This window comes from Burkholderia sp. Nafp2/4-1b, from assembly GCF_003635165.1.
Taxonomy (GTDB): domain Bacteria; phylum Pseudomonadota; class Gammaproteobacteria; order Burkholderiales; family Burkholderiaceae; genus Burkholderia.
The window spans coordinates 163,156-187,992 of record NZ_ML058626.1 but is presented as its reverse complement, the minus strand read 5'-3'; the positions used below and the strand labels follow the sequence as shown (position 1 = coordinate 187,992).

Genomic DNA, 24,837 nt, shown 5'->3' with positions numbered 1-24,837 from the left:
CGAAGGATTTCATCATGAAACGCATCGCTATCGTCGGCGCCGGCCAGTCCGGCCTGCAACTCGCCTTCACGCTGCTCGACCAGGGCTATCACGTCACGCTCGCGACCAATCGCGACGCGGAGCAGATCCGCACCGGCAAGGTCATGTCGAGCCAGTGCATGTTCCATACCGCGCTGCAGATCGAGCGCGATCTCGGGCTGAACACGTGGGAAGAAGCGTGCCCGTCGGTCGACGGCATCGGGATCGCGGTGCCGCATCCGGACGGCAACGGCGGCAAGGCACTCGACTGGTCGTCGCGGTTGACCCGCTATGCGCAATCGGTCGACCAGCGCGTGAAGATGGCCGACTGGCTCGACGCGATCCGGCGCCGCGGCGCGGACGTGCGCATCTGCGACGTCGGCGTGCCGGAGCTCGAGGAGCTCGCGCGCAGCCACGATCTCGTGCTGCTCGCGGCCGGCAAGGGCGAAGTCGTGAACCTGCTGGGCCGCGACGATGCGCGCAGCGCGTTCGAGCGCCCGCAACGCGCACTGGCCCTCACCTACGTGAAGGGCATGACGCCGAGCCAGCCGTATTCGCGCGTGCGCTTCAATCTGCTGCCCGGCATCGGCGAGTACTTCGTGTTTCCCGCGCTGACCACGACCGGCCCGTGCGAGATCATGGTGTTCGAAGGCATCCCCGGCGGCCCGCTCGACTGCTGGGCCGACGTGAAGACGCCCGAGCAGCATCTCGACCGCAGCCTGTCGTTCCTGCAGCAGTACGTGCCGTGGGAATTCGAGCGCTGCCGCGACGTCGAGCTCACCGATCCGAACGGCACGCTGTCCGGGCGCTTCACGCCGACCGTGCGCAAGCCTTTCTTCCGCCTGCCGTCGGGCCGCACCGTGTTCGGCATGGCCGATGCGGTGGTCGTCAACGATCCGATCACCGGCCAGGGCTCGAACAACGCGGCCAAGTGCGCGAAGGTGTACGGCGACGCGATCCTCGCGCGCGAAACCGCGCCGTTCGACGAAGGCTGGATGCACGACACGTTCGAACGCTACTGGGCCTATGCGCAGCACGTCGTGCGCTGGACCAACTCGCTGCTCACCCCGCCGCCGCCGCACATCCTCGAGCTGCTCGGCGCCGCCGGTCAGTTCCCGTCGCTCGCGTCGACGATCGTCAACGGCTTCGACGATCCGCGCGAATTCGCACCGTGGTGGTTCGAGCCGTCGGCCTGTGCGGCGCTGATCCGCGAACACGCCGCCCGTTCGGAGTAAGCGCCATGAACACCACCGCTTCCTGCGCCGCGGCCGTCGATCCGCTGCAGTTGCGTGCCGCCTTCGGGCAGTTTCCGACCGGCGTGACCGTAATCACCACGCGCTCGCAGGACGGGCGCAAGGTCGGTCTCACCGCCAATTCGTTCTCGTCGCTGTCGCTCGACCCGCCGCTCGTGCTGTGGAGCCTGCGCAAGGTCGCGCCGAGCCGCCCGGATTTCGTCGCGGCCACGCACTTCGCGATCAATATCCTCGCGCACGACCAGATCGAGCTGTCGCGCCGCTTCGCGACGCCGAGCGCCGACAAGTTCGACGGCGTGCCGCACGTCGACGCCGACGTGGGCGGCGTGCCGTGCCTCGACGGCTCGAGCGCCCGTTTCGTGTGCCGCAACATCGGTCATTACGAGGGCGGCGACCATCTGCTGTTCATCGGCGAGATCGAGCAATTCGACGCATTCGGCAAGCCGCCGCTCGTCTTCCATGCGGGCCAGTATCGCGCGATCTCGGCCCATCCCGACATTGCTCGCGCCGGTTGATTAGTCATACAAACAAAGCTTCAGGAGGTGGTGATGATGAAATGCGGCTCTCGCCTGCTTGCGATTGCAGGCCTCGTGTTGGTCGGCCTGACAGCCCACGCGCCGGCTCACGCGACCGATCTCCCGTCGGTCAACCTGGGGATGACCAGCTTCCTCGACGGGATGCCGCCGGCCGGCTCCGGCTGGTATGGCACGCAGTATCTCGAGTACTACACGGCCGGGCGCATCAACGACAACGCCGGCAACCAGGTCGGGCTGCCGAAGCAGGACATCGACTTATTTGCGGGATTGAGCCAGCTCGTCTACCAGTCGCCGCTGACGTTCGGCGGCCTGCATCCGGGGCTCGACGTGATCCTGCCGTGGGTGGCGTCCGTGCATACGAACGACGGGATCGGCAACGTCGCGTTGAATTCGCGTGCCGGCTTCGGCGATCTGTTGTTCGGCCCGTTCATCCAGTTCGATCCGGTGATGGGTGCGCAAGGGCCGCGCTTTGCGCAGCGCGTGGAATTCCAGTTCATCGCGCCGACCGGCGCATACGATCCGGCGCGCGCGATCAATCCGGGCAGCCATTTCTGGTCGTTCGATCCGTACTGGGCCGCCACCTTCTGGATCACGCCGAAATGGACCGTGTCGTGGCGGCTGCACTATCTGTGGAACGCGACCAACCACGAGCCGGCCACCGCGCTCGGGTCCGACGTCACGTCGACGCAGGCCGGCCAGGCCGTGCATGCGAACTTCGCGACCGAGTACGAAGTGCGGCCCGGATTGCGGCTGGGGCTCAACGGCTACTGGCTGCGCCAGACCACCGACATGAAGGCGAACGGCCAGGACGTCGCCGGCACGCGCGAAGCCGTGCTCGCGATCGGGCCCGGTGCGATGTACAGCTTCTCGCCGCAGGATCACCTGCTGTTCAACGCATATTTCGAGGTCTATGCGCGTAATCGTCCGCAAGGCACGCGAATGGTGCTGCGCTACGTGCATCACTTCCAGTGACGCTGCGGTGACGCGGAAATCCGGCCGGCATCTCCGTTATCGTCTGACCAGCGCATGGCGGCGATCGCTCCGGCACTGGCCGTCGGCATCGCCGTGTCCGCCTGCGGCGGCGACAGTTCGGTCGACTCCGGCGAACCGGCCTATGCGACCGGCGCGCGCCCGCAGATCAACGCGATGCTCGCGGACACGCTGACGCCCGGCGCGGTCGTCTATGTGCAGTCGCCGCACGGCAACTGGCTCGCGTCGTTCGGCACGGCCGTGCGCGGCAGCAGCACGCCGATCCCGACCAACGCGCACTTTCGCATCGGCAGCGTGACGAAGACGTGGACCGGCCCCGACGGACGCGCACCGGCCAACGAGCTCGCGCGGATCATCATGGCGGAGCTGAGCAAGGCAGCGGACGTGCCGAGCGAGGGGCGGCCGTGACGCGTCGGCGCGCGACCCGCGCGCCGATCATTTCGTCGCCTGTGCGGCCTGCGCCGCCGGCGTGAAGCTGCACTTCGGATCATCCTTGCCGCGCGCCGAACAGCATTCGAGCAGGTCGCTCACCGATTTCGCGTTCGCCGCGGTCCATTCGTGAAGGCTCCGGTTGTTGTCGATCGGCATCCAGTGCGTCAACGGATACCGGCTCGCGCGCGCGTTGCTGCCCGGCGGCGGCGACAGCAGGCCGGCCGCGAGCGGCACATAGATCTTGCAGCTGTTCTGGTCGCCGATCCGGTGACAGCCGATGCAGGTATTGCCCGGCGTACTGATCGCGTGCGACGTCCAGGATGCGAAGTCGGCGCCGAGGTTCACGTACTTGCCCCACGGATCGGTCGGCACCTTGTTCCAGACCTGCCCGATCCACGGGCTGTACATGACGGGGCTCGCGTCGTGACACGACACGCAGCGCTTCGTCGCGGTCGCGGCCGGCTTCCACCAGAATTCCGCCGCCGACGGATGGCCGGGCGGCGGCGTCGTCTCGTTCGGCGGCGGCACGCGCGCAGCGTTCATGCCGCCCGTGCCCGCCGTCTCCGCATGAAACCAGCACGTCTTGCCGTTGCCGGCGTGGTGCAGCACGATGTCGACTTCGTCGTAGTACGGGCTCCGGTTCGCGCGGATCTGCTTGCGGCGGCAGAACGCCGAGATCTGCGTGTCGCCGTGCGAGAGGTCGAGGATCTTCGAATACGGCGTGCACTGCCCGGAGGTCGGCGCGTCATACGGCAGCAGCGCCGGACGATCGCACGTCATGTGCGCCGCATAGCGCGCGGGCACGCGGCCGTTGACGGTGATCGGCACATCGGTGCCGGCGTTGCAGTCGAATGCGGGAATCTCGCCGATTTCGTCGGTGCACTGCTGCGCATACGCGTGCAGCGACCCGTCGCCGTCCTCCGCCGCGAGCGCGACGGGCGCGACCTGCGCGGCCAGCAGCGTCGCCAGCGCGACGACGCAGGTTCTGATCGTCATGCCGCCCCCTTCGTGTAGCGCATCGCCACCTTGCGAATGGCCTCGATGTATTTGACGTAACCGGTGCAGCGGCAGATGTTGCCCCCGACCCAGGTTTCGATCATCGCGTCCAGATCGCGCTCGTGCACCGGTTGCGCGCGCAGATGATCGAGCATCGCGGTCGCGGCCATCAGGAAGCCCGACGCGCAGTAGCCGCACTGAAATGCGAACGACTCGAGAAAGCCCTGCTGCAGCGGCGACAGCGCGCCGCCCTGCGCGAGCCCCTCGATCGTGTACACGTGCATGCCCGCCATCGCGCTGACCGGCGTCGAGCACGACAGCGTCTTTTCCATCGGCGCATCGGGTGCGTTGCGCACGCCGACCGTGCAAGCGCGGCACACGCCGATGCCGCAGCACAGCTTGGTGCCCGTCAGGTCCTGCCGCTCGTGCAGGAAGTCGATGAGGTTCATGTCCTCGTCGGCCGCATCCGCTTCGACGGGCCTGCCGTTGATGGTCATCCGCACCGGATTGCTCATTGCAGCGCCTCCCGAATCTTGTCCGGCGTCACGGGCGTCACCCGGAAGCGCCGCCCCGTCGCCATCGCGAGCGCATTGAGCAGCGCCGGTGCGATCGGACACATCACCGCTTCCGCAATGCCGCGCGCGTTCGCGGGATCGCCGCCGGGCGGCGGCAACGCGATCAGCTCCTGCTCGGGAATATCCGGCAGCCGCGTGACCTCGTAGCGATCGAGATTCCATCGGCCGCCGCCCGGTCCGTCCGGCCCGAGCGGGCACGTTTCGGTCAGCACGTTGCCGATGCCCATCGCGACCGCGCCCTGCGACTGTCCTTCCACGAGCTCCGGCGACAACTGCCGGCCGACGCTGACGGCCGTTACCACGCGCTCGACCTTCACGCGCCCGCTCGCCGCATCGACGGACACCGCGACGAGCGCCGCCGACGGCGCATAGGTCGTGCGCCCATAGAGCGTCGTATTCACGGGCGGCGCCTGCAGCGTGCGCGTCAGCGGCGTCAGGTAGTACGGGTCGAGGCCGACCGCCACGTAGTCGTAGTCGACCTGCGCAGTGCCGGACGCGAACGGATAGGTTCCCTTCCAGAAGTACCCGGCATAGCTCGCATGCACGGCCGCGACCGTCTGCAGGCCGAGCTTCGTGATCGTGCCGAGCAGCGCCGGCCACGCAATCGGGGCGAGGCCGTTCGCGACGAGCGCGCGATCGACCCAGCGCACGTCCTCGGCACGCACCGGGACGCCCCACAACACGCGCGCGGCCGGCAGCACGCTTTGCAGGAACAGCGCCTGCGCGGCGCCCTTCACCGCGTGGTACTGATGGAACGCTCCAAGGCACGCGCTCGACGAACCGTAGTTGTAGCGCACCCACTTCGGATCGCTTTGCGGCAGCTTCGGGCTGAGCCCCAGCGCGTTGAACGGTCCGATCTCGCTCATCGCAATCGTTTGCGCGTTTTGCCCGAGAAATTCGGCCGGTGCGAGACCCAGCGTCGTGGCCGCGCCGTTGCCCATGTCGGTGTACGGCGTGACCACGCGCACGCTGCTGTCGGGCAGGATCTGCACCATGCCGAACATCCCGTCGCCGGACGTGCCGAACGCTTCGTTCGCCATCGCTAGACCGACGCCGTACCGGAGCTTGCGCGCGCTGCGCTCGGCCCGCGCCTGTTCGCGCTCGATCCACAACGGATGACGTTCGAGCCGGTCGAGCAGCGCATCCAGCTGCAGGTCGAACAGGATCGGCGCACCGGTGATCGCGCGCCCCTTGCCGAGCTCGGGCGCCTTGCCGAGCAGATTCGCGCGCCGGATCTCGAACGGCGACAGTCCGAGCCGGCGCGCGGCCTCGTCCATCAGCGTCTCGATCGCCATGAACGCCTGCGGGCCGCCGAAGCCGCGTTGCGATCCGCCGAACACTTCCCGCGTGTAGGTCGATGCGGCCTGCGCACGGGCCCGCGGAATCTCGTAGCAGCTCATCGCGCTCAATGCGGCGAGCTGCGCGACGTACGGCGACAAGTTTTTCTTTCCGCCGCCGTTCATCAGGAAATCGCAGGTGATCGCTTCGAGCTTGCCGCGGCGGTCGAACCACAGCGATTCGGAGAACTGCGTTTCGCAGCGCTTCAGGCCAACCTGGAATTGCTCGTAGCGCGACTGCTGCCAGCGCAGCGCGCCCTTCGCGAACGGTGCCGCGAGCGCCAGGTACAGCGGGAAATACGATTTGTCGCGGCCGCCGAAGCCACCGCCCGGGTAGCACGCGATCACATGGGCCTCCTTGACCGACACGTCGCTGCCGTCGAACAGCGCACATGCGCCGCCCGCGTCGTCGTTCGCCGACTGCGTGCCGAGCACGAGGCTCATTTTCGCGGCGGATGCGTCGTACCACGCAAGCCCGGCCTCCGGCTCCATGAACATCGGGTCCATCGCCGGCGTCTCGAACCCTTCGTCGCCGGTCGCCCGAACACCGATCCACTCGCCGGCGGCCGCGTTGCGCGCAATCGTCGCATCGATGTCGGCGACCGCGGCCTCGCGTTCCTCCAGGTACTTCGCGGTCGGCTTGCCGTGGCTGTCGGTCTGGTAGTTGCCGACGTAGCTGAACTGTCGTGCGTCGTCGCGCACGTAGACGGTCACCGGCGCATACGGCACGACCGGTGCGGCCGCGCCCTTGCCGACCGGCGCGCCGTAGCGAATCACGCTGCGATTGAAGTCGAGCAGCTTCTTCGCGCGGCGATAGACATCGAAGTTCTCGAAGATCAGCAGCGCGGCCGGTTGCCCGTAGCAGTCGGCCGGATAACCCGCTCGCGCGAGCCAGTAGATATCCTGGTTCGCGATCGGATCTGCCTCCGGTGCGAGCGGAATCCGGTGCGCGCTCAGCAATGCGTTGTCGACGACGGCGATCGGCCGCAGTTCCGCCGGCAGCACGCCGAGGTCGTAGCCCTGGTACACGGCGTCGACCCGGTCGCAGCGCAGCGCGTAGAGCCAGTTCTCCTGCTGCGGCCAGCCGACGAAGTCGCGGGCCTTGAAGTCGCGTGCGTAGATTTTCTGGCCCGTCACCTTCGGCATGCCGTCGATGCGCCAGCGCGCCTTGCCGGGCACCGGCGCCCAGTTCGGCGCGTTCGGATCGGCCGGCGTGTCGCCCGCGGCGAGCACGAGTGCCGGCAAATGCGTGACCGAAACGGCGACCACGGCGCCGCTACCGGCGAGCTTCAGAAACGTCCGGCGTGTCACAGGCACATGAATGGCCATGCTGCGTCCCTCGTTCGAATTGTTATGTCGTTGCGTCGAATGCGCGACACACGTCGTCACGCCGGCCGCATGCGGGCTGCTACGCGGCCGCCGTGTCGCGGGAGATGAGTATGAAAGCCGGGTTCCGGGCGCGATCGCGCGTGGGGTGTCAGGAGTCGGGAGGGAAAGGACGCGCGACGCTGCGCGGCGGGTGGGCGGCGCCGTGCCACACGCACGCACACGTGCTCGACGAGGTATCGGGCCGCGTGCACATCGCTGCTTGCTTGTTCATGATTCCCCCGGCCTTGCTTGCGCATGACCGGCCTGTTTTCAGTATCGTCGGGCAGTCGCTTGATTTTCGAATACTTTTTTGATATTCCCGGGATGCCGAAAGGCGCGTCCCGTTTCCGCCGTGATTCAGTTCCGATTTCGAATAATGCTAGAAATTCGAATCGGGGATTTCAAGGGGAATTTCGGGCCGCATGGCGTGCGACGCCGGACGCGGACGGGAATCGACGCGCTTCGTGTCGTCGGGACCGCGCTGGACGGCCACGGGCGGTCGTCTACGTGCTGGTCAGGGCACATCCCCGTCATTACATTTTGCTTTCGCTCAGCGAATCGTTTCGAGGATGGGAAATTCCGAGCGCCAATCCGATAAACAATCGCGCACATTATTTATCCGGATTAATTCAGTGGTGCGGACTGCTGGATTCGGATCGATTGATTGATTCGGTCGGTGTTAGCCGTAGAGAGCCACCCCCGCGGGCAGTGGACTACGGCTGTCTCCAGGGTCGACCTGTCGCGCGGCGCCGCCCCTGGAGGAGAAGGAGTCTCCCATGAAGACGGTGGTCGTGCCGATCGGCGATGGCCGGTCGGCACGCACGTCAGGTTCGCGCGGCCACGCCGCGCCGCCTACTGTCCGATACTGGTGAAGGTCGGCAGCAGCACGCGATACACATGAATCATCGCCGGCCCGAGCAACACGCACATCAGCGCGGGGAAGATGCAGAAGATCAGCGGAAACAGCAGCTTCAGCGCGATCTTCGCGGCCCGCTCCTCGGCGCGCATCCGGCGCCGCGTGCGCAGCATGTCCGACAGCACGCGCAGCGATTCGGCGATGCTCGTGCCGAAGCGGTCGGCCTGGATCAGCATCGCGCAGAACGATTCGATATCCTCGACGCCGGTCCGCAGCGCCAGATTGCGCAGCGCGGTTTCCTTCGTGAAGCCGGAACGCATTTCGAGCAGCAGCAGGTCGAGTTCGCTCGAGACCACTTCGCTGCGAAAGCGCAGCTCCTCGCTCACCTTCATCAGCCCTGCATCGAGCCCGAGCCCGGCCTCCACGCAGACCGTCAGCAGGTCGAGCGCGTCCGGAAATTCCTCGAAGATCAGCCGCTGACGCGTCGCGATCCGCCGCGACAGGATCACGTTCGGCACGTAGTAGCCGATCCCGGCGAGCGCCACGAGGATGAACGACAGCAGCATCCGCTCATCGGCGAGCCGCGTCGTCGCGAGCGCCAGCAGCGCAGCGCCCGGCAGCGCCAGCGCGAGCACCGTCTTCGCCGCGTAGTAGAGCGCCCCCGCGTTCGGATCGCGCCAGCCGGCATTCATCATGCGGATGCGCAGCGGCGAATTCTCCCAGCCCTCCTGCGGCACGGACAGCCGGGAGATCGGTTGCGACAGCTCGACGAGCTTCGCCATCCAGCGCGACGGCTGGCCGCCGTCGTCCGCGCCGGCGCCGATGCCCGCACTGGCCCCGCTCGCCTGCTGAATCCGGCGTTCCATGCTGCGCGGCGCAAACAGCAGCATCGCGACGAGCACGCCGCCCACGACGAAGACGAACAAGCCCGCCAGCATCACGGTATGTACTACGTTGAGATTTTGCATGACAGCCTCGAATCGGTTCGTGAAGATCGAGACGCGCGTCAGACGCGAATCCGGATGATGCGGCGAATCCACAGCACGCCGAAAAACATCGACGTCAGCATCGCGCCGACCATCTTGATGCCGGCCGGATCCTGCCAGAGCACTGACAGAAACTCCCGGTTCAGCACGGCCATCATGGCTGCGGTGCCGAACGGCAGCAGGCCGAGGATCCAGGCCGACAGCCGCCCTTCCGCCGACAGCACGCGCACCTTGTCGAACAGCTTGAAGCGTTCGCGCACCAGCGCTGCGATGCTGTCGAGCAGTTCGGCCAGGTTGCCGCCGGTCTCGCGCTGGATCAGCACCGCGATCACGAAGTAGCGCAGATCCTGGGCCGGCACGCGCGTCGCGAAGTTCACCAGCGCATCGTGCAGCGACACGCCGTAATTGATCTCGTCGAACGTGATCCGGAATTCACCGCCCATCGGATCGGGAAACTCCTCGCCGACCATCCCGAGCGCGCTCGTGAACGAGTGGCCGGAGCGCAGCGCCCGCGCGATCATGTCGCATACGTCGGGCAGCTGCCGTTCGAGCTTGAGCAACCGCCGGTTGCGATACCGCGTCACACGTAGTGTCGGCAGGCACGCGGTCAGCAGCGCAATCGGTATCACGGCGATCAGCGGCAGCGGCGTCAAGCTCAGGACCAGCGCAGTCGCCACCGGAAATGCGGCGCTGAGCACGACCAGCTTCGCGACCGTCCAGTCGAGCCCCGATTGCTGCAGCATCAGATCGAGCGATTGCACGCGCGGCACGCGCAGCAACAGCCGGTCGAACGGTTTCGTCTCGTCGAGCATCCGCTTCTTCAGGATCGACATCCGCTCCTGCTGCACGCTGCCGCCGGCCGACATCGCGCGCAGGCGCGACTCGATCCGGCGTGCCGCGGCACCGTGGCGCGCGTTCCACCATTGATAGACGCCCTCGATCGCGAGCACGACCGCGACGAAGGTGAGAATCACAAAACCGTAAAAGATCGAGTCCATGAAACCTCCCCGGGATCAGACGATCGCGCGTCGTTACTTCGTCTCGTAGCGCTGCGCCGGGTCGTACAGAGAATCCGGCAGGTTGATGCCGAACGCCTGCAGCCGCTCGGCGAACTTCGGCCGCACGCCGGTCGCGCAGAAGTGTCCACGCACCGTGCCGTCGCGATCCATGCCGGTGCGCTTGAACGTGAAGATCTCCTGCATGTTGATGATGTCGCCTTCCATCCCGGTCAGCTCCTGGATGCTGACGATCTTGCGCTTGCCGTCGGTGAGCCGCGTCGCCTGCACCACCACCGAGATCGCGGACGCGATCTGCTGGCGCATCGTCTTCGGCGGCAGCGACAGGCCGCCGACGCTGATCATGTTCTCGAGCCGGGTGAGCGCATCGCGCGGCGTGTTCGCGTGGATCGTCGCGAGCGAGCCTTCGTGGCCGGTGTTCATCGCATTCAGCATGTCGAGCGCTTCCGCACCGCGCACTTCGCCGAGGATGATCCGGTCGGGCCGCATCCGCAGCGCGTTGCGCACCAGCGTGCGCTGTGTGATCTCGCCCTTGCCCTCGATGTTCGGCGGGCGCGTCTCGAGCCGCAGCACGTGCGGCTGCTGCAGTTGCAGCTCGGCCGCATCCTCAATGGTCACGATCCGTTCCGAGCGCGGAATGAAACCGGACAGGATGTTGAGCAGCGTCGTCTTGCCGCTGCCCGTGCCGCCCGAAACGAGTACGTTCACTTTCGCCTGGGCCAGCGCATCGAGCAGTTCCGCCATCGGCGGCGTGAGACTCTGGTAACTGACGAGGTCGTCCATCTTCAGCGGGTTGACCGCGAAGCGCCGGATCGACATCAACGGCCCGTCGATCGCCGACGGCGGGATGATCGCGTTCACGCGCGAGCCGTCCGGCAGGCGTGCATCGACCATCGGCGTCGATTCGTCGATGCGGCGCCCGACCCGCGACACGATCTTCTCGATCACCTTCATCAGGTGCGCGTCGTCGTAGAACGTCACGTCGGTCAGCTCCAGCTGGCCGCTGCGCTCGACATAGACCTGCCGGTACGTGTTCACGAGGATGTCGGAGATGCCAGGGTCGCGCAACAGCGACTCGAGCGGACCGAAGCCGAACATCTCGTCGTACACGTCGATCGCGAGCTGGCGCCGCTCGATGTCGTTCGCGGGCGTGCGCTGCTCGTCGAGAATGCGCGAGATCAGCGTGCCGATTTCGTGCCGGACCTGCTCCTGCGGCAGACGCGACAGCCGCTCGAGCTCGACACGCTCGAGCACGGCCAGGTGAATTTCCCGGCGCAGCTTTTGGTACGCGTCGCGTACCGACGAATGCATCGACGCAACCGGTTCGGTGCCAGCCGCGTGCGGCTGAGCCCGATGCAAGGACATCTGTTCGCGCAATGACATGATGGTTTCCCCGAAAGATTCACATGGACTTGAGCTTCGGCGTGGCCTTGCGGCCGAACAGCCGGGACATCAACGGTTCGCTGGTGGACGTGCCGTGCTTGATGCGCACGTCGCCTTCGACGATCTGCTTCGCGCAGGCCTGCAATGCCCGCGTCACCGCGGCGCCGCGCGCGACGCGCGAGGCCGGATGCCCCTGGTCAAGCGCTTCGCGCACGGTGTCGGCGTCGTCGGGTATCGTGGCGCTGGTGCGCAGGCCGAGCACTTCCTCGAGCGCGGTGCGGGACCGCTCGCTCGCGCGCGTCATCCGGTTCACCACCAGCCGCAACTGGTCGGTCGGATAGCCGAGCGACACGAGAATCTCCAGCAGCCGGCGGCCCGCGCGCACGTGCGGCATCGCGGGCTGCAGCACGAGCTGGACCTGGTCGCTGCGATCCAGCGCGATCATCGACAGCGGATTGACGCTCACGCCGAGATCGAAGATCACGAAGTCGTAGCGCGGCGCCGCGACGCCGAGGATCCATTCGAGCGCATCCGCGCGCAGCTCCGCGGCCTTGACCGGGTCGCCCGCGCCCGCGAGCACGTGGAAGGTCGGCGTCACGTGCGCAACGCTCGCATCGAGAAACGCGCCGTCGAGCCGCTCGATCTGCGCGCACAGCTGCGGCAGCGTCGACGGCGGCGTCTCGTCGCTGACGAGGAATGCGGCATCCGCGAACTGCTGGTTCAGATCGACCAGCAGCACGCGGCGCTTGTGGCCTTCGGCGATCTCGTACGCGACGTTGCTCGCGACGAAGCTCGTGCCCGCGCCGCCCTTGCACGACATGAACGACACGAAGCGCGTATCCTCGGCGTCGCGCCGCGTGCTTTGCGCGGCGGCACGTTCGAGCGCACGGCCGAGCGCCGCGGGGTCGATCGGCCACTGCAGCACGTCGCGCACGCCGGCGCGCATCGCGTCCAGCAGCACGTGCGGCGACGCATCGGCGGCCACCAGGATGCCGGTCAGCCCCGGATGCACGCGGCAGATCCGCTCGATCGCCGCCAGCTCGGCCCCTTCGGTCGTCGCGCCGTCGACCAGCAGGATATCGAATGAATCGAGCCCGTCGGTTCGATGCTCGATCTGGGATGGACGCCCATGCGCGCGCGTCACGCGATAGTGTCCGCTGTCGGTGACCAGGCGCGCGATCTGCGTGAGCCGGGCGGTATCGTCGGCAGCTACGAGGATATTGATCATGACTGTGCCTCGTCGGTTCGATTATTGACAGGCGGTTCCGCCCGTCGAGGAGTTCAGGCTTTCCCTCGGCAGCGTCGTGGTGAACGGCGGCATCGTGATCGCGAAGTGGGCGATCGGGATCATCGTATTCACGGTGACGTTGGTGACGCTGAGGGTCACGAACGAGCATGAGCTCACGTCGCAACCCGACGGCGTGTAGCTCACCGACACGTTCGAGTTCGCCAGAATCGGCAGCAGCGACTTCACGCGCTTCACGACGCCGGCGGCGTTCACGTCGCAGACGACCGCGGTGCGTGCACCGAGCCGGATGGCTTCGCTCGCCGTGTTCCAGTAAAACAGCACGCGCCCGAATTCGAAGATGCCGATCAGCAGCATGACCAGGATCGATGCGACCAGCGCGAATTCGACGTTCGTGGCGCCACGTTGGGCGCGACGGCGCGACGGCGAAAAGGGGCGCGCGTTCATGACACTTGCCTCATCACGGTGACGATGTTGCCGAAGGTGATCGACGACAGCCCCGGGTAGGCCGGAATCGGCTGGTACTGATAGCCCTTCACCTTCACCTCGACGACGTTGATGCTGCCGGTCGCCGTGCCGCTGGCCGCGTTGTTGGTCGAGTCGTAGGTCGGCAGGTTCGCGAACTGCGCCGGATCGGATGCGTCGGCGCAATCGGGCGAATGCGTGGCGTCGCAGACGATCACCATCGATGTCGTGAGCCCCGGCACCAGCTCGGTGCCGGCAGTCCCGCAGGTCGTGTTGCCGTAGACGACGAGGCATTGCGCCGCCGCGAGCGGATACGCGCTGTCGGTCGGCAGATAGACCGACAGGTAGCGGGCCGCGTCGCGCGTCGCCTTGGTCAGCGTCTCGTACTGGTAGATCGCGCGGCCGAACTCGGCCACGCCGGTCGCGAGCACGATCATCGGCATCAGCACGAGCGCGAATTCGACCGCGGCGGCACCGCGCATGCGTGACCGGCGAATCGGGAGCCTTTTCATGATCGCGTCTCCTCTATTGAACGAGCATCGGCACCTTGAGGCCGACCGAGCTGCCGCTGCCCGGCAAACCGTGCGTCGCGCAGGGCGTGTTGCCGGATGACGCCGAGCCGAGGTATTCGAGATGCGCGACGACCCCGCCGGCACCCGGGCTGAACGGCAGCGGATCGAGCATCAGCACGCAGTCCCACTGCGTGACATGCAGCTTGGTGCTTGCCCCGTTCAGCGTCGAGCAGTCGCCCTCGGGAGCGAGCGCGACCCGCCGGTCTCCGCCGAACGTCTGGTAGTTGCTGCCGGTGACTGTCCCGTTGGTCGAGATGCCGCTGCCGGTCGGCGGCGCGCCGTCGCCCTGGTAGGCCTTGAACTTGGTGCGATCGATCACGAATTGCGTGTACGCATCGCCGACGATGCCGGCCGTTCCCGGCGGCCCGTAATTCGGGCCGACGTATGCATAGCCGGTGAAGTCCGGCTGGCCGCTCGACCCGTTGGCGCCGTTCGTATAGATGCCGAAGCGGGTATTCCACGCGCGCAGCGATGCGGATTTCAGGCCCGTCGACCCGAGGTCGGGCGGCGACGTGATGTTGCAGGTATTGCCCGACAGTTCGTTGGCGATGGTCGGTTCGTTGGTCGAGCCGTCGAGCGCCGCCCAGCCGAAGTTGCCGGGCCCGTACGTCGTCGACGAACCGGACGGCGACGAGATCCAGTCGCCCACCTTGTAGGGCGCGGCGGACGCGGCCTTGCACACGAACACCGGGATCGCACAGGTGGTCTGCCCGGCGCCGACCGTCGCGATCGCACTGGCCGAGACCTGCGCCGCGTTCGCGACCTGCACGCCGGGAACCGTGTTCAGCACCTCGATGAACCAGTGCGCGATGTTGCTCAGCTGCGCGGTGCACTTCACGTACTTGATGTTCGCCGGCGTGGTGACCGCCGTCTTGGTGAGGAACGAGTTGGTCAGCGAATCGCTGAACGTGACGTTCGAATCCGTCTGCATCTGTACCGCGTTCTGCTGAAAGAACGCGAAATTCGCGTGGCCGGCGGCGATGCCGTCCGCTTCCGCGACCTGCAGGCTGATGGCCGTCGTCAGGTCGCGGGCCGCGGACAGTGCGCATGCGTCGGCGCTGTTCTGTAATTCGCTGCGCGTGACGTACAGCTTGCCGAGGTCCAGCGCGAGCCCGACGAACCCGATCATCACCGCCAGTGCGAGGCCGACGATGATCGCGACGGCGCCTTGCTGGCGACGCATACCGCGACGCGTGAGTTTCGGATGACGAGCTGCGCTGGACATGGCGTTCTCCCTGAGCTTGCCTGTGTTACTGCCCCGACCCCTTGCCGATCCCGATCACGAATGCATTCGCTTTCGGCTCGGGGGTCTTGAACGACTTGTCGTAGTTGTCGAGTGCGGCCGCCGCGGCGCTGCCTTCGACGCCCGGGCGCGATGCAGCGTGGTCGGCGGCATGCGGATCGATGATCTGGGCCTGCGTGACGGCGCGGACCGAGTCGCCGAAGCGGGTGTCCCACACCGGCGTCGACGACATGCAACCGGCGAGCGCGAACGCGAGTGGGACAGCGAGCGCCGCGCGGCGCACGAATACGAGGTAGGCGGATTTCATGAGCTTCCCCTTGGATGGCTTCAACGATCGGTGGATTCGGGGCCTGCGTTCGCCCGCGCGATCTCCGCACGGGTGGCGGCCGGCAAGCTGGGCTTCGAATGCGGCGCGGGTTTGGCCGGCGTGCCGGAGCCAGCCGCCGCGAGGCGCGCGGCTGCGGCTTCGATGCGCGCGATCCGCGCCGCAACGGCCGTATCGGCCTGCGGTGGGGTGTGCGACTGCGTGAGCGACTGCGTGAGCGGCTGCATGAGCGGCTCCGACCGCGGCTGCGCGTTCGGTACCGGCTCGACGCTCACGGCCCCGGCTGCGTCGGCTGCGTCGGCCGCGGCAGCCGCTGCCTTCTCCGGCTGTGCCGGCACCGGCGCCGGTGCAACGGCTGCCTGCGGCGCACGCGGTGCGGGCAATGCGGCGGCCGACGCAGCGGGCGTGCTCGATTGCGGCGCCGGAGCCGGCGTCTGCGGTGCATCCGCTGCGCCGCTCGCGGGCGGTGCGCTCTGCTTGCGGGTACCCTTGCGGCCTTCCATGTTGCCGGTCGCATACACGTCTGCTTCGTTCGGCTTCGAGAAGCTGTCGGTCGGCAACGGCGCGTCGGCGGTCTGCAGCGGCTTCACCAGGTGCGGCGTGATCAGGAAGATCAGCTCGGTGCGGTCCTGCTGGAACGACGTGCTGCGGAACAGCGCGCCGAGCACCGGCACTTCGCCGACACCCGGGATCGCCTTCAGCGCGCCGGTCGCGTTGTCCTTGATCAGCCCGCCGATCGCGAACGATTCGCCGTCGCCCATCTGGACCGTCGTCGATGCGCGCCGCGTCGTGATCAACGGCAGGATCGACGTGCCGCCGACGTTGGTCGCGCTCAGCGTGACGCCCGTCTGCGACAGCTCCGACACTTCCGGCGCGACCTTCAGGCTGATCCGGCCGTTCGCGAGCACCGTCGGCGTGAACTTCAGCGCGACGCCGAATTCCTCTTCCTGCAGCGTGATCGACGAGTTACCGATGCCGCTGCTCTGCGGAACCGGGATGAAGATCCTGCCGCCGGCGAGGAACGTCGCCTCCTGGCCGCTGATCGTCACGAGATTCGGTTCCGCGAGGATCTTCACCAGGTTGTCGGTGTTCTGCGCATCGGCCGCGACGCTGAACGGCTTGTTGTTCGCCTTGTTGAAGATCGCGCCGCTCGCGACGCCCGCGAGCAGGTTGCTGACCAGCGCCCCGCTCCACGAACCGAAGCCGCCCTGGATGTTGAACGCGCTGCCCATCTGGTTGATCAGCGTCTTCGACACTTCGGCGACCTTCACCTCGAGCATCACCTGCTGCGGCGACGTGACGGCGAGCATGTTCAGCACGCCGCCGCCCTTCGCACCGCCACCGCCTTCACCGGCGCTGTCGCTGTACGCACGGGCGATCTGCACGGCCTGCTGCGCGGCCTGCGAGTTCGACACGTTGCCGGCCAGCACGATCGTGCCGGCGGCGGTCGACACGTGAATGTCGCGCTCGGTCGGCATCAGCTGCAGCAACGACGCCTGCAGGCCGCCGGCATCCGCGCCGACCGCCACGTCGATCACGCGGCATGCACCGCTGCGGCCCTGCACGATCATGTTGGTCGTGCCGACCGACAGCCCGAGGATGTAGAGCGTTTGCGGCGACACCATCGTTGCCTGCGCAACGGCCGGGTTGCCGATCGTGCGGTTGCGGACCGGTTCCGGCATCGGCACGAGCAGCGACTTGCCGAGCGGCACGCTCACGCTGGTCGAGTCACGCACCGCGCCCACGCAGTTCGGTCCGCGCAGCGGGCCCGCCGTTGCGGCCGCGGCGGCGGCGGGCGCCGGCGCCATGCTGATCGTCATCTGCATCGGCCCCTTCCCGACGGCGGCCGGTGCACTCGCGCCGCCCTTCATCAGCGCGGCCGATTCGGCGCCTTCCTGGGCCAGTGCGCTGTACACGGTCAGCGTCCCGGCACACAGGATCGCGGCCATCATCGTGCCTCGTGCGATGCGCGTACGCATCGGGCCGGCACCTGAATGTTGCGGATTGATCTTCATTTCGTCTGATCCCCCGAGTGACCGGCGAAGCGCCGGTTTTCGTCTTCCAAGGCCGCCGTACCCTGACGGCGGCCGATCCGGTTAATCTGGTTATCTGGATGTGTTGTACGGTTTCAGAAGCATTCGATACTGCCGCGCACGCCGGTCAGCACCCCTACGCAATCGCGGCGCGCTTCCGGTGCGACGTGCGACGCGACCCGCACGCGCACGGTCTTCACGCGTTCGGGTGCAGCCGCGGGCGCCTCGGGTGCCGGGGCCTTGCCGAGCAGCGTGAGCTTGGTCGCGCCGTCGGTAGTCAGCGTCTTCTGGTCGACCTGGTTGCGCAGCACGAGCGACAGCGTGCCGACGCTGCGCGCGAGGTCGAGGCGTTCGGCCTGGTCGGGCGTGACTTCGAGCGTCACCGCGTTGACGACCTTCGGTGCGGTGTCGTCGCGGCTGACCTGCTGCGCGACGGCGAGCACGAGGATGTGCTCGAGCACGATCTTCGAGATGCTCTGCCCGTCGGTCTTGCCTTGCTGTTCCTGCGTATTGACGATCACGTCGACGTAGTTGCCCGGCAGCGCGAAGCCCGCGACGCCGACCACGTCGTTCACGCGCACCGTGATCGCGCGGCTGCCGTCGGCGATCACCGCGGACAATCCGCCCTTCGTGCCGACCGGTGCGAGCTTCGACTCGATCACCGGCTCGCCGCGTGCGAGGCTCGTGCGCACGACACGCCCTTCGAGTTCCTTCGTGTCGGTGAACGCGCCGGTCGGCACGCTGCCCGACGGCCAGCTCACCATATGGATCTGGTTCGGCCCGAGCGGCTCGCCCAGGTTCAGGTCGGTGGTCGCGACCGCGACCGACGTGATGGAGCTGCTGGAGGTATTCATCAACCAGCGGGACGCGAACACGACCGCGGCAAGCCCCGCGACCATCGCGATGATCAGCATCATGAGCGCTCGACTGTTTTTCATGGCAATGCTCCTCGACGAATCGTGAAAGAAACGGCTCAACCGGTTACGTGGGTGCGCTCGCCGTGCTCGGCAGGCGCCAGATATCCGCCGTCGCGCTCGGGCGCGGAGCCGAAATAGCTGGCCCATGCGTCGTGCAGCGCGTCGTGCGTCACTTCGGGCGGGTCGCCGCGATAACGCGCGCCGGCGGCGACGAGACGCAGCAGATCCATCGGAAAGCAGGCCAGATACGCCTTGCCGGTCGGCAGATGCAGCCGATGCAGCAGATAGTCGAATGCGTCCTGCGTCGACACCAGGCCGAGCGACGCGCAGGCGGCGTCGAACACCGCACGGTAGTGGTCGATCGACAACGCGCCGACGTGCAGCTTGGAACCGAGCCGGCGCAGGAACGCGTCGTCGGCGAACTGCTCCGGCGCCAGGTTGCTCGAGAACACCGGCCAGACGTCGAACGGCAGCACGAAGCGATTGCCGGACTCGAGCGTCAGGAAATCGACGCCGCGATCGAGCGGCCGCAGCCAGCGGTTGAGCAGGTCGCGCGGCTCGACACGCTGGCGGCCGAGATCGTCGATGATGTACATGCCCATGTTCGCCTTCATGTGCGGCGGCGCCTGATAGAAGCCGGCGGCTTCGTCGCGGCGCAGGTCGAGCTCGTCGAGCGTCAGTTCGCCGCCGGACATCACGACCGGCCGCTCGCAGAGGCGCCAGCGGCGGTCGACCGATTGACCGCTCGATTGCGACGCCGCATCGACATGCACGAGCGGATCGTGGATCTGGATCACTTCACCGGCCGCGTAGATCGCATACGGCACCGGCACGTGGCCGCCCATCAGCGCGCCGAGCCGTTCCGCGAGGAAGGTCTTGCCGCTGCCGGCCGGGCCATGGATCAGCAGCGGCCGGCCGGAATTCAGCGCGGCGGCCGCCGAATCGAGGATCGCCGTGTCCATCACGACGCCGTCGAAGACGGCCCACACGTCGTTCTGGGCCACGCGCAGCTTGCGCACCGAATGAGTGGACACGCAGTCGAGATAGGCTTCGAGCGTCACCGGCGCGGGCCCGCTGTAGCTGCTGCGCGCACGTTCTTCGAGCGCGGCCACACGGCCCGCGTCGGTCAGGCGGAACGTCACGTCGAGGTCCGTCTTGCCGCGATGGGTCAGTTCGACCAGATGTTCGCGCACCAGGAACGCGAAGACGTCGTCGAGCACCGCGAGCGGCAGGCAATGGCGCTCGATCAGGTCGCCGTAGGATGGGCGGCCGAGCACCAGCGTCGACTTCAGTACGAGCCCTGCGACGAACGACTGGCTCAATCCGGTTTCCTCGAGCGAGCGCGGTGCCACCGGCAGTTGCGTGGCCGGCTTCGCGTGCACCTCCCGCGTGGGCGACGGATACGGCAAGTGTGCAACCTGCGCGTCGTGCGTCGGTTGGGTGAGGTTCGTGTTCATGTTCGGTCCATCCTCGTTGCAGGGTCGGCGCGCTACGCGCACGATACGAACAGCATGCCCAGCGTGCCGGCGGCAATCGCGACGCCATACGGCAACGCACCGACCGACGCGAACGCCACGGGGCCGTCGGTTGCCCCTGCACGCGCCGCGGACGAGCGGCGCGCGATCAGCGCCCGGACGTTCGCGCACATCTGGCGCATGCGTCCGCGCAGCAGCGCGAAACCGATCGCGCCGATTCCACCGGCCACAAAGGCGGCCAGCACGATATAGAAGGTCATGTGCGCGCCGACCCACGCGCCGATCGCGAGCATCAGCTTCACGTCGCCCGCGGCCATCCCGCGCAGCAGATAGAACGGCAGCAGCAGGCCGAAGCCGGTCGCGGCGCCGGCAAGCCATGCGAGTGCGCCTGCCTGGACGCCGTGCAGCGCGCACTGGGCGATCAGCGCACCGGCGAGCCCGATCGCGACGAGCCGGTTCGGAATCCGTCGGCTCGTGATGTCCGTGCTGGCCGCGACGACGACGAGCAGCGTCACGCACAACGGAACCGGATGAGGCAGTGCGGCAGGCAACATGGCGAACCTCGATTGGACGTAATGTCAGGGTCACTGACCCAGTGCGGTATTGACCGCATCGGTCACGACCGCCGCAATCATGTTGTACGTATCGTTCAGCGAGCCTTTCAGCGTGATCACGCTTCCCAGCACGAAGACGGCGATCAGCGCCGCGATCAGCGCATACTCGATCGACGTCACGCCCTGCTCGTCGGCGATCCATCGCAATACCGATACAGCACGTTCCCTGGCCCGCATGGCGGCCTCCGATTCGGTCGATCAAGGAGCGGGGGCGGCTCGAGCACTGCACCGGCCGAGCCATCCGCCGTTCATTCCATCCGACATCCGTAAGTGTTGCGTCCGGCCTTGCACGCATGACGGATTGGCGACGAACGGGCCGGACCCACCGTTCGCCGCCCCGTCATTCAGAGCGCCCCGTTGAGGTCGTCTGCAATCGTGTTGAAGACGTCGTTGAGATCCTTGCCGACCAACGTCAGTGCTGCAACGAGAGTCACGGCGATCAGCGCGGCAATCAGGCCATATTCGATGGCCGTCACGCCTTGCTCGTCTTGAACGAAACCGCGGACCTTCTGAATGAATGTGGACATGGCATTTCTCCTTTCGCACTACTATGGAAATCCCCTTGTCGGGCATTGACGCAGGGAGCGGGTACTACCGGCACAACAAAAGAATTCGGATGTGGCGCTCAACGACGCACACGGCAGGGTACGAGCCTCGCCTGGTGAACGGTCGTCGGTGCGCTGATGCGTGCGATATGCATGCATGCTGCGATCAGCCGAATGGCGCGATCGAGCAGAACGGTGAAACGACCGTTCCGGGCATGAATACGGATTGAACGGACGACGCCAACGCGTCGATGGTGCTGCAGGTCTTCTGCGCGGCACGCGAGCCGCAATCTGCTTTGGTCTTTCATTTTTATTCCCCAAATGCTGTCATGTGATTCTTGTTGCGCGGACGATGCCGTCGCGTATTCGCTCCGTCGAGGTTTTCTGGCGGCTTTCAAGGTTTGGGCGGCGTATTTCCCCGTCGCGCCTCGATCCCTTGGTCCGCACAGGTGATTGAGTCCGGTTTGTCCGTCTGTTGCTCCAGCCGGCCTTTCATCACGTCGTCGACTATCGTGCGGACCATGTCGCAAAGAGCAGGCCAGCCCGGAAGAAATCCAGGCGCAGCAACGGTTTCCGCGATTCGCCCGGCAACCCGGTCGCGGCGCGGTGCCGGAAATGTTTCAAATTTGATATACGCGTGCGGGCCGGCTCGAGACGCTGCCCGGGCGGCACCGCACTGCACAAGGGGCCCACAAAAATTTTCTCGGGATTTTCCCGAATCCGCGCCGCCGCGTGTCGGCCACAAGTTCCGCGCGATGCCGGACCGGCCAAAAACCCGGAATGTTTCAACCGAGAAACATCCATTGCGCCGCGCCGGTTTTTTCAGACGAGAAAACCCGCTTTTCAGCCATATCGCCGCCCGTTCGATATCGCTCGATCCGGCCGGCGGTTTGCGTCACGCGATTTTTTCTCCAACAATGCATTCACCGGACAGCGCCGTTGAATGCGATTCGAGCCGGTTACACGACAACACAAAAAGGCTGCGGCAGATCAAGGCAGCCTTCACTGCAGACGGGGCATCATGTACACGGCCAATCGTGGAGTGCGCTATCGCGCCAAACGCTGTGCTCAATGGCTGACAGCCGACCGCATCATTCCGTACAGCTGCATCATGCTGCTGCTGTGCGCGGGCTTTCTGATCACGTGGGGCGTCGTAACGAATGCCTTCACGTCACAGACGGTCGCACGACCGGGCGTCGACTTCTCCGTCTTCTGGACCGCATCGCAGTTCGTGCTGCAAGGCCATGCCGCAGCCGCCTACGATCCGGCCGTCTTCTCTCATGCCGAGGTCGCGCAGTTCGGTGCCTACCTGGGTCACCAGTCGCTGCCCTGGCTCTATCCGCCGACGATGCTGCTGTTCGTCGCGCCGCTTGCCCTCGTGCCTTTCCTGCCCGCCTATTTCCTCTTTTTTGCGGGCAGTCTTTTATGCTATGCGTATGCCATCCTGCGACTGTCGGGGCTGCGTGCGCACCTGCCTGTTCCACGCGCCGCCGCGCTCGTCGTGCTCGCCTACTCGGGCGTGTTTTCGTCCGTCCTGTACGGGCAGAACAGCATCCTCTCCGCCGGCATCGCCGCACTCGCGATGGTTTGCCTCGGCCGTCGTCCGATCCTCGCCGGCGTGCTGATCGGGTTGCTCGCGATCAAGCCGCAGATGGCGATGGTGTTTCCGTTCGTGCTGATCGCGACCCGCGCATGGCGCACCTTCGCGGCGGCGGCGGTCGCGACCACGCTGTTCACGGCGGCCAGCATTGTGCTGACCGGCACCGAATCGCTGACCGGCCTCTCTCATGCAATGTCGATCGTGCGCGGCATGCATTTCACCCTGCCGGCCTACTGGTTCGTTTCGCCGACGACGTTTGCGGCACTGAGGCTCGCGGGTATGTCGATTCCGGTCTCGCTCGCCGCGCAAGCGGCCGTGGGCCTGCTCGCCATCGCGGCCGCTGTCCAGGTCTGGCGCCGCACGGCCGACATGCGCCTGCGCGGCGCGGCACTCGCGGTCGCCACGCTTTTGACGACCCCCTATATGTGGCACTACGAACTGGCCTGGCTCGGCATCGCGGTCTTCTGCGTGATCGCCTACGGACTCGACGAAGGCTGGCTGCCGGGCGACCAGATCGTGATCGTAGTCGCGTGGCTGCTGCCGATATTCGAGGTGTTCAACCGGATCTCGAAGCTGCCGCAGCTCGGCCCGGTCGTGCTGCTCGCCGTCCTGTTCGTGGTCCTGCGTCGCGCAAACCTCGCACCGCGGAGCGCACGATGAAATCGCCGCTCGCCCTCCTGCACACGGATTCGGCGATGGACGCCCATCCGGAGCTGCCGATCGCCGGCCCGCGTCGCTTCCCGCATTGGCTCAATCGTGATCGGGTGCGCCTCTATGCAGCGGCGGCACTGTTCGCCGAGTTGCTGTTCATCTGCGTGTATCTCTTACGCGTACATTGGTCGCAGACGTCGTTGCCTGAACCCCTGGCACAGGATGTCGCGCCGATCTGGGGCGCCGCATGGCTCGCCGCGCACGGCTTCGGGATCAACGCATGGAATCTGCCGTCGCTGTTCGAGCTCGAGAAGATCGCGATTCCGACGATGCAGGCCGGGAACGGTTCGCTGCCGTGGCTCTACCCGCCCACGATGCTGATGTTCGTGCTGCCGCTCGGCTGGCTGCCGTACATGCTCGCGCTGGTACTGTGGCTGGGCACCACCTACGCGCTGTTCGTGACGACGATCCGCAAAATCGTACAACGCGAGGCCGCGCTGCTCTGCGCGCTTGCGTTCCCCGGCGCGTTTCTCGCGGTGATCGTCGGGCAGACGAGCCTGCTGACCGCGTCGCTCGCAGGCATCGGACTGCTGACGCTGAATCGCCGTCCCGTCGTCGCCGGCATCTGCTTCGGGATGCTGACGATGAAGCCGCAGATGTCGGTGCTGTTCCCGCTCGCGCTGCTGTGCGCCGGACAATGGCGCGCGCTGAGCGCATGGGCCGCGACGATCGTCGGCGGCTTCGCACTGTCGACGCTGCTGTTCGGCTTCGACGCCTGGGTCTTATTCGTGCACTGCATGCACGCCGCATACCAGATAGTCGGCGCCGGCCACGCGCGGCTCGCGCGCATGCCGACCCTGTTCGTGCTTGCCACCGGCCTCGGCTGGCCCGGTTACGTCGCACTCGGCCTGCAGCTGCTGTCGGCCGCGACCGCCGCGCTCGTCGTGGTGTACGCGTGGCGCGGTGCGTGTTCGTATGCGCTGCGCGCCGCGACACTCGCGTGCGCGTCCCTGGTGGTCGGCCCCTACCTGTACGACTACGACCTGACCTGGTACGGGCTCGTGATCGCATGGTATGCACGCTATGCATGGACGCACGGCTGGCGGCGCTTCGATCGCGAATGGCTGTTGCTGCTGTGGGTGATGCCGCTCGCCGGCCTCGTGCTGGTGCCGCACCTGTCGTTCCAGTTCATGCCGCTCGTCACGCTGGGCTCGCTGGCGCTGCTCGTCGGCCGGATTGCACAAGAAAGGCACGACGTGCCGTCGATGCCCGACGCACGCGACCACTCGACCGACACCGGTTTCGCCCATCCGGTCCGCTCACACCACCGCCCGGCGCACGGACTGCGTCGCATCGGCCGCCCGACCATCGGCACCGGCCGCTGACACGCGATTACAGGGGAACC

At 66.7% G+C, this 24,837-nt stretch carries 23 protein-coding genes; 6 read left to right on the top strand and 17 right to left on the bottom strand.

Annotation, left to right across the window (positions count from 1 at the left end):
- The first annotated feature begins 14 nt into the window (after positions 1 to 14).
- From C7H84_RS32075 to C7H84_RS32060, 4 genes are read left to right on the top strand one after another with little or no spacing between them, the layout of a single operon-like run.
- The gene (locus C7H84_RS32075) at positions 15 to 1,253 is read left to right on the top strand and encodes a styrene monooxygenase/indole monooxygenase family protein (protein ID WP_121862557.1); all 1,239 of its coding nucleotides are present in this window, start codon (positions 15 to 17) and stop codon (positions 1,251 to 1,253) included.
- Between the two features lie 5 nt (positions 1,254 to 1,258).
- Positions 1,259 to 1,786: a flavin reductase family protein gene (locus C7H84_RS32070; protein ID WP_121862556.1), complete on the top strand. Its 528-nt coding sequence runs from the start codon at positions 1,259 to 1,261 to the stop codon at positions 1,784 to 1,786.
- 33 nt (positions 1,787 to 1,819) lie between these two features.
- Positions 1,820 to 2,779 (top strand): transporter, encoded by a 960-nt coding sequence (locus C7H84_RS32065; RefSeq protein ID WP_121862555.1) that lies wholly within the window; start codon positions 1,820 to 1,822, stop codon positions 2,777 to 2,779.
- Between the two features lie 54 nt (positions 2,780 to 2,833).
- Positions 2,834 to 3,205 (top strand): beta-lactamase family protein, encoded by a 372-nt coding sequence (locus tag C7H84_RS32060; protein ID WP_240462153.1) that lies wholly within the window; start codon positions 2,834 to 2,836, stop codon positions 3,203 to 3,205.
- Positions 3,206 to 3,232: 27 nt separating this feature from the next.
- On the opposite strand, the gene C7H84_RS32055 is transcribed toward C7H84_RS32060, so the two are convergent.
- The 17 genes from C7H84_RS32055 to C7H84_RS31975 all read right to left on the bottom strand — a co-directional run bounded on the left by C7H84_RS32055 (position 3,233) and on the right by C7H84_RS31975 (position 21,163).
- Entirely contained in the window at positions 3,233 to 4,225 is a 993-nt protein-coding gene (locus C7H84_RS32055) for a hypothetical protein (RefSeq protein ID WP_121862554.1), read from the bottom strand.
- Positions 4,222 to 4,740 (bottom strand): (2Fe-2S)-binding protein, encoded by a 519-nt coding sequence (locus tag C7H84_RS32050; RefSeq protein WP_121862553.1) that lies wholly within the window; start codon positions 4,738 to 4,740, stop codon positions 4,222 to 4,224. The genes C7H84_RS32055 and C7H84_RS32050 overlap by 4 nt, the downstream gene beginning before the upstream one ends.
- Positions 4,737 to 7,466, bottom strand: a complete 2,730-nt coding sequence (locus tag C7H84_RS32045; protein WP_121862552.1) for a molybdopterin cofactor-binding domain-containing protein — start codon at positions 7,464 to 7,466, stop codon at positions 4,737 to 4,739. Before C7H84_RS32045 ends, C7H84_RS32050 begins: the two co-directional genes overlap by 4 nt.
- An 891-nt stretch (positions 7,467 to 8,357) precedes the next feature.
- Positions 8,358 to 9,329: a type II secretion system F family protein gene (locus tag C7H84_RS32040; protein WP_121862580.1), complete on the bottom strand. Its 972-nt coding sequence runs from the start codon at positions 9,327 to 9,329 to the stop codon at positions 8,358 to 8,360.
- A 38-nt stretch (positions 9,330 to 9,367) separates the two neighbouring features.
- Entirely contained in the window at positions 9,368 to 10,345 is a 978-nt protein-coding gene (locus C7H84_RS32035; protein WP_121862551.1) for a type II secretion system F family protein, read from the bottom strand.
- Positions 10,346 to 10,378: 33 nt separating this feature from the next.
- Entirely contained in the window at positions 10,379 to 11,746 is a 1,368-nt protein-coding gene (locus C7H84_RS32030) for a CpaF family protein (RefSeq protein ID WP_121862550.1), read from the bottom strand.
- Positions 11,747 to 11,765: 19 nt separating this feature from the next.
- A complete protein-coding gene (locus tag C7H84_RS32025) occupies positions 11,766 to 12,974 on the bottom strand; it encodes an AAA family ATPase (RefSeq protein WP_121862549.1) in 1,209 nt (402 codons plus the stop codon).
- Between the two features lie 21 nt (positions 12,975 to 12,995).
- Positions 12,996 to 13,439 (bottom strand): TadE/TadG family type IV pilus assembly protein, encoded by a 444-nt coding sequence (locus C7H84_RS32020; protein WP_121862548.1) that lies wholly within the window; start codon positions 13,437 to 13,439, stop codon positions 12,996 to 12,998.
- Complete coding sequence (locus tag C7H84_RS32015; RefSeq protein ID WP_205611485.1) at positions 13,436 to 13,939, bottom strand: TadE/TadG family type IV pilus assembly protein; 504 nt, start codon at positions 13,937 to 13,939, stop codon at positions 13,436 to 13,438. The genes C7H84_RS32020 and C7H84_RS32015 overlap by 4 nt, the downstream gene beginning before the upstream one ends.
- Before the next feature lie 43 nt (positions 13,940 to 13,982).
- Complete coding sequence (locus C7H84_RS32010) at positions 13,983 to 15,254, bottom strand: TadE/TadG family type IV pilus assembly protein (RefSeq protein ID WP_121862546.1); 1,272 nt, start codon at positions 15,252 to 15,254, stop codon at positions 13,983 to 13,985.
- A gap of 25 nt (positions 15,255 to 15,279) precedes the next feature.
- Entirely contained in the window at positions 15,280 to 15,579 is a 300-nt protein-coding gene (locus tag C7H84_RS32005; protein ID WP_121862545.1) for a hypothetical protein, read from the bottom strand.
- A 20-nt stretch (positions 15,580 to 15,599) separates the two neighbouring features.
- Entirely contained in the window at positions 15,600 to 17,612 is a 2,013-nt protein-coding gene (locus C7H84_RS32000) for a type II and III secretion system protein family protein (RefSeq protein ID WP_121862544.1), read from the bottom strand.
- A gap of 113 nt (positions 17,613 to 17,725) precedes the next feature.
- On the bottom strand, positions 17,726 to 18,568 hold the full coding sequence (gene cpaB, locus C7H84_RS31995; RefSeq protein WP_121862543.1) for a Flp pilus assembly protein CpaB: 843 nt from the start codon (positions 18,566 to 18,568) through the stop codon (positions 17,726 to 17,728).
- A 35-nt stretch (positions 18,569 to 18,603) separates the two neighbouring features.
- On the bottom strand, positions 18,604 to 20,004 hold the full coding sequence (locus C7H84_RS31990; RefSeq protein WP_121862542.1) for an ATP-binding protein: 1,401 nt from the start codon (positions 20,002 to 20,004) through the stop codon (positions 18,604 to 18,606).
- A gap of 32 nt (positions 20,005 to 20,036) precedes the next feature.
- Positions 20,037 to 20,576, bottom strand: coding sequence for a prepilin peptidase (locus tag C7H84_RS31985; RefSeq protein WP_121862541.1), 540 nt, complete (start codon positions 20,574 to 20,576; stop codon positions 20,037 to 20,039).
- Positions 20,577 to 20,606: 30 nt separating this feature from the next.
- Positions 20,607 to 20,813: a Flp family type IVb pilin gene (locus tag C7H84_RS31980; RefSeq protein ID WP_121862540.1), complete on the bottom strand. Its 207-nt coding sequence runs from the start codon at positions 20,811 to 20,813 to the stop codon at positions 20,607 to 20,609.
- A gap of 167 nt (positions 20,814 to 20,980) precedes the next feature.
- Positions 20,981 to 21,163: a Flp family type IVb pilin gene (locus C7H84_RS31975; protein WP_121862539.1), complete on the bottom strand. Its 183-nt coding sequence runs from the start codon at positions 21,161 to 21,163 to the stop codon at positions 20,981 to 20,983.
- A gap of 1,039 nt (positions 21,164 to 22,202) precedes the next feature.
- On the opposite strand from C7H84_RS31975, the gene C7H84_RS31970 reads away from it, so the two are divergent.
- Entirely contained in the window at positions 22,203 to 23,441 is a 1,239-nt protein-coding gene (locus tag C7H84_RS31970) for a glycosyltransferase family 87 protein (RefSeq protein ID WP_121862538.1), read from the top strand.
- Positions 23,438 to 24,817 (top strand): glycosyltransferase family 87 protein, encoded by a 1,380-nt coding sequence (locus C7H84_RS31965; protein WP_121862537.1) that lies wholly within the window; start codon positions 23,438 to 23,440, stop codon positions 24,815 to 24,817. Before C7H84_RS31970 ends, C7H84_RS31965 begins: the two co-directional genes overlap by 4 nt.
- Positions 24,818 to 24,837: the final 20 nt, after the last annotated feature.

Bases quoted from the DNA above. Each gene is read 5' to 3' on its own strand.
- C7H84_RS32075 (WP_121862557.1), top strand. From the start codon at position 15: ATGAAACGCATCGCTATCGTCGGCGCCGGCCAGTCCGGCCTGCAACTC.
- C7H84_RS32070 (WP_121862556.1), top strand. From the start codon at position 1,259: ATGAACACCACCGCTTCCTGCGCCGCGGCCGTCGATCCGCTGCAGTTG.
- C7H84_RS32065 (WP_121862555.1), top strand. From the start codon at position 1,820: ATGATGAAATGCGGCTCTCGCCTGCTTGCGATTGCAGGCCTCGTGTTG.
- C7H84_RS32060 (WP_240462153.1), top strand. From the start codon at position 2,834: ATGGCGGCGATCGCTCCGGCACTGGCCGTCGGCATCGCCGTGTCCGCC.
- C7H84_RS32055 (WP_121862554.1), bottom strand. From the start codon at position 4,225: ATGACGATCAGAACCTGCGTCGTCGCGCTGGCGACGCTGCTGGCCGCG.
- C7H84_RS32050 (WP_121862553.1), bottom strand. From the start codon at position 4,740: ATGAGCAATCCGGTGCGGATGACCATCAACGGCAGGCCCGTCGAAGCG.
- C7H84_RS32045 (WP_121862552.1), bottom strand. From the start codon at position 7,466: ATGGCCATTCATGTGCCTGTGACACGCCGGACGTTTCTGAAGCTCGCC.
- C7H84_RS32040 (WP_121862580.1), bottom strand. From the start codon at position 9,329: ATGCAAAATCTCAACGTAGTACATACCGTGATGCTGGCGGGCTTGTTC.
- C7H84_RS32035 (WP_121862551.1), bottom strand. From the start codon at position 10,345: ATGGACTCGATCTTTTACGGTTTTGTGATTCTCACCTTCGTCGCGGTC.
- C7H84_RS32030 (WP_121862550.1), bottom strand. From the start codon at position 11,746: ATGTCATTGCGCGAACAGATGTCCTTGCATCGGGCTCAGCCGCACGCG.
- C7H84_RS32025 (WP_121862549.1), bottom strand. From the start codon at position 12,974: ATGATCAATATCCTCGTAGCTGCCGACGATACCGCCCGGCTCACGCAG.
- C7H84_RS32020 (WP_121862548.1), bottom strand. From the start codon at position 13,439: ATGAACGCGCGCCCCTTTTCGCCGTCGCGCCGTCGCGCCCAACGTGGC.
- C7H84_RS32015 (WP_205611485.1), bottom strand. From the start codon at position 13,939: ATGCGCGGTGCCGCCGCGGTCGAATTCGCGCTCGTGCTGATGCCGATG.
- C7H84_RS32010 (WP_121862546.1), bottom strand. From the start codon at position 15,254: ATGTCCAGCGCAGCTCGTCATCCGAAACTCACGCGTCGCGGTATGCGT.
- C7H84_RS32005 (WP_121862545.1), bottom strand. From the start codon at position 15,579: ATGAAATCCGCCTACCTCGTATTCGTGCGCCGCGCGGCGCTCGCTGTC.
- C7H84_RS32000 (WP_121862544.1), bottom strand. From the start codon at position 17,612: ATGAAGATCAATCCGCAACATTCAGGTGCCGGCCCGATGCGTACGCGC.
- cpaB (WP_121862543.1), bottom strand. From the start codon at position 18,568: ATGAAAAACAGTCGAGCGCTCATGATGCTGATCATCGCGATGGTCGCG.
- C7H84_RS31990 (WP_121862542.1), bottom strand. From the start codon at position 20,004: ATGAACACGAACCTCACCCAACCGACGCACGACGCGCAGGTTGCACAC.
- C7H84_RS31985 (WP_121862541.1), bottom strand. From the start codon at position 20,576: ATGTTGCCTGCCGCACTGCCTCATCCGGTTCCGTTGTGCGTGACGCTG.
- C7H84_RS31980 (WP_121862540.1), bottom strand. From the start codon at position 20,813: ATGCGGGCCAGGGAACGTGCTGTATCGGTATTGCGATGGATCGCCGAC.
- C7H84_RS31975 (WP_121862539.1), bottom strand. From the start codon at position 21,163: ATGTCCACATTCATTCAGAAGGTCCGCGGTTTCGTTCAAGACGAGCAA.
- C7H84_RS31970 (WP_121862538.1), top strand. From the start codon at position 22,203: ATGTACACGGCCAATCGTGGAGTGCGCTATCGCGCCAAACGCTGTGCT.
- C7H84_RS31965 (WP_121862537.1), top strand. From the start codon at position 23,438: ATGAAATCGCCGCTCGCCCTCCTGCACACGGATTCGGCGATGGACGCC.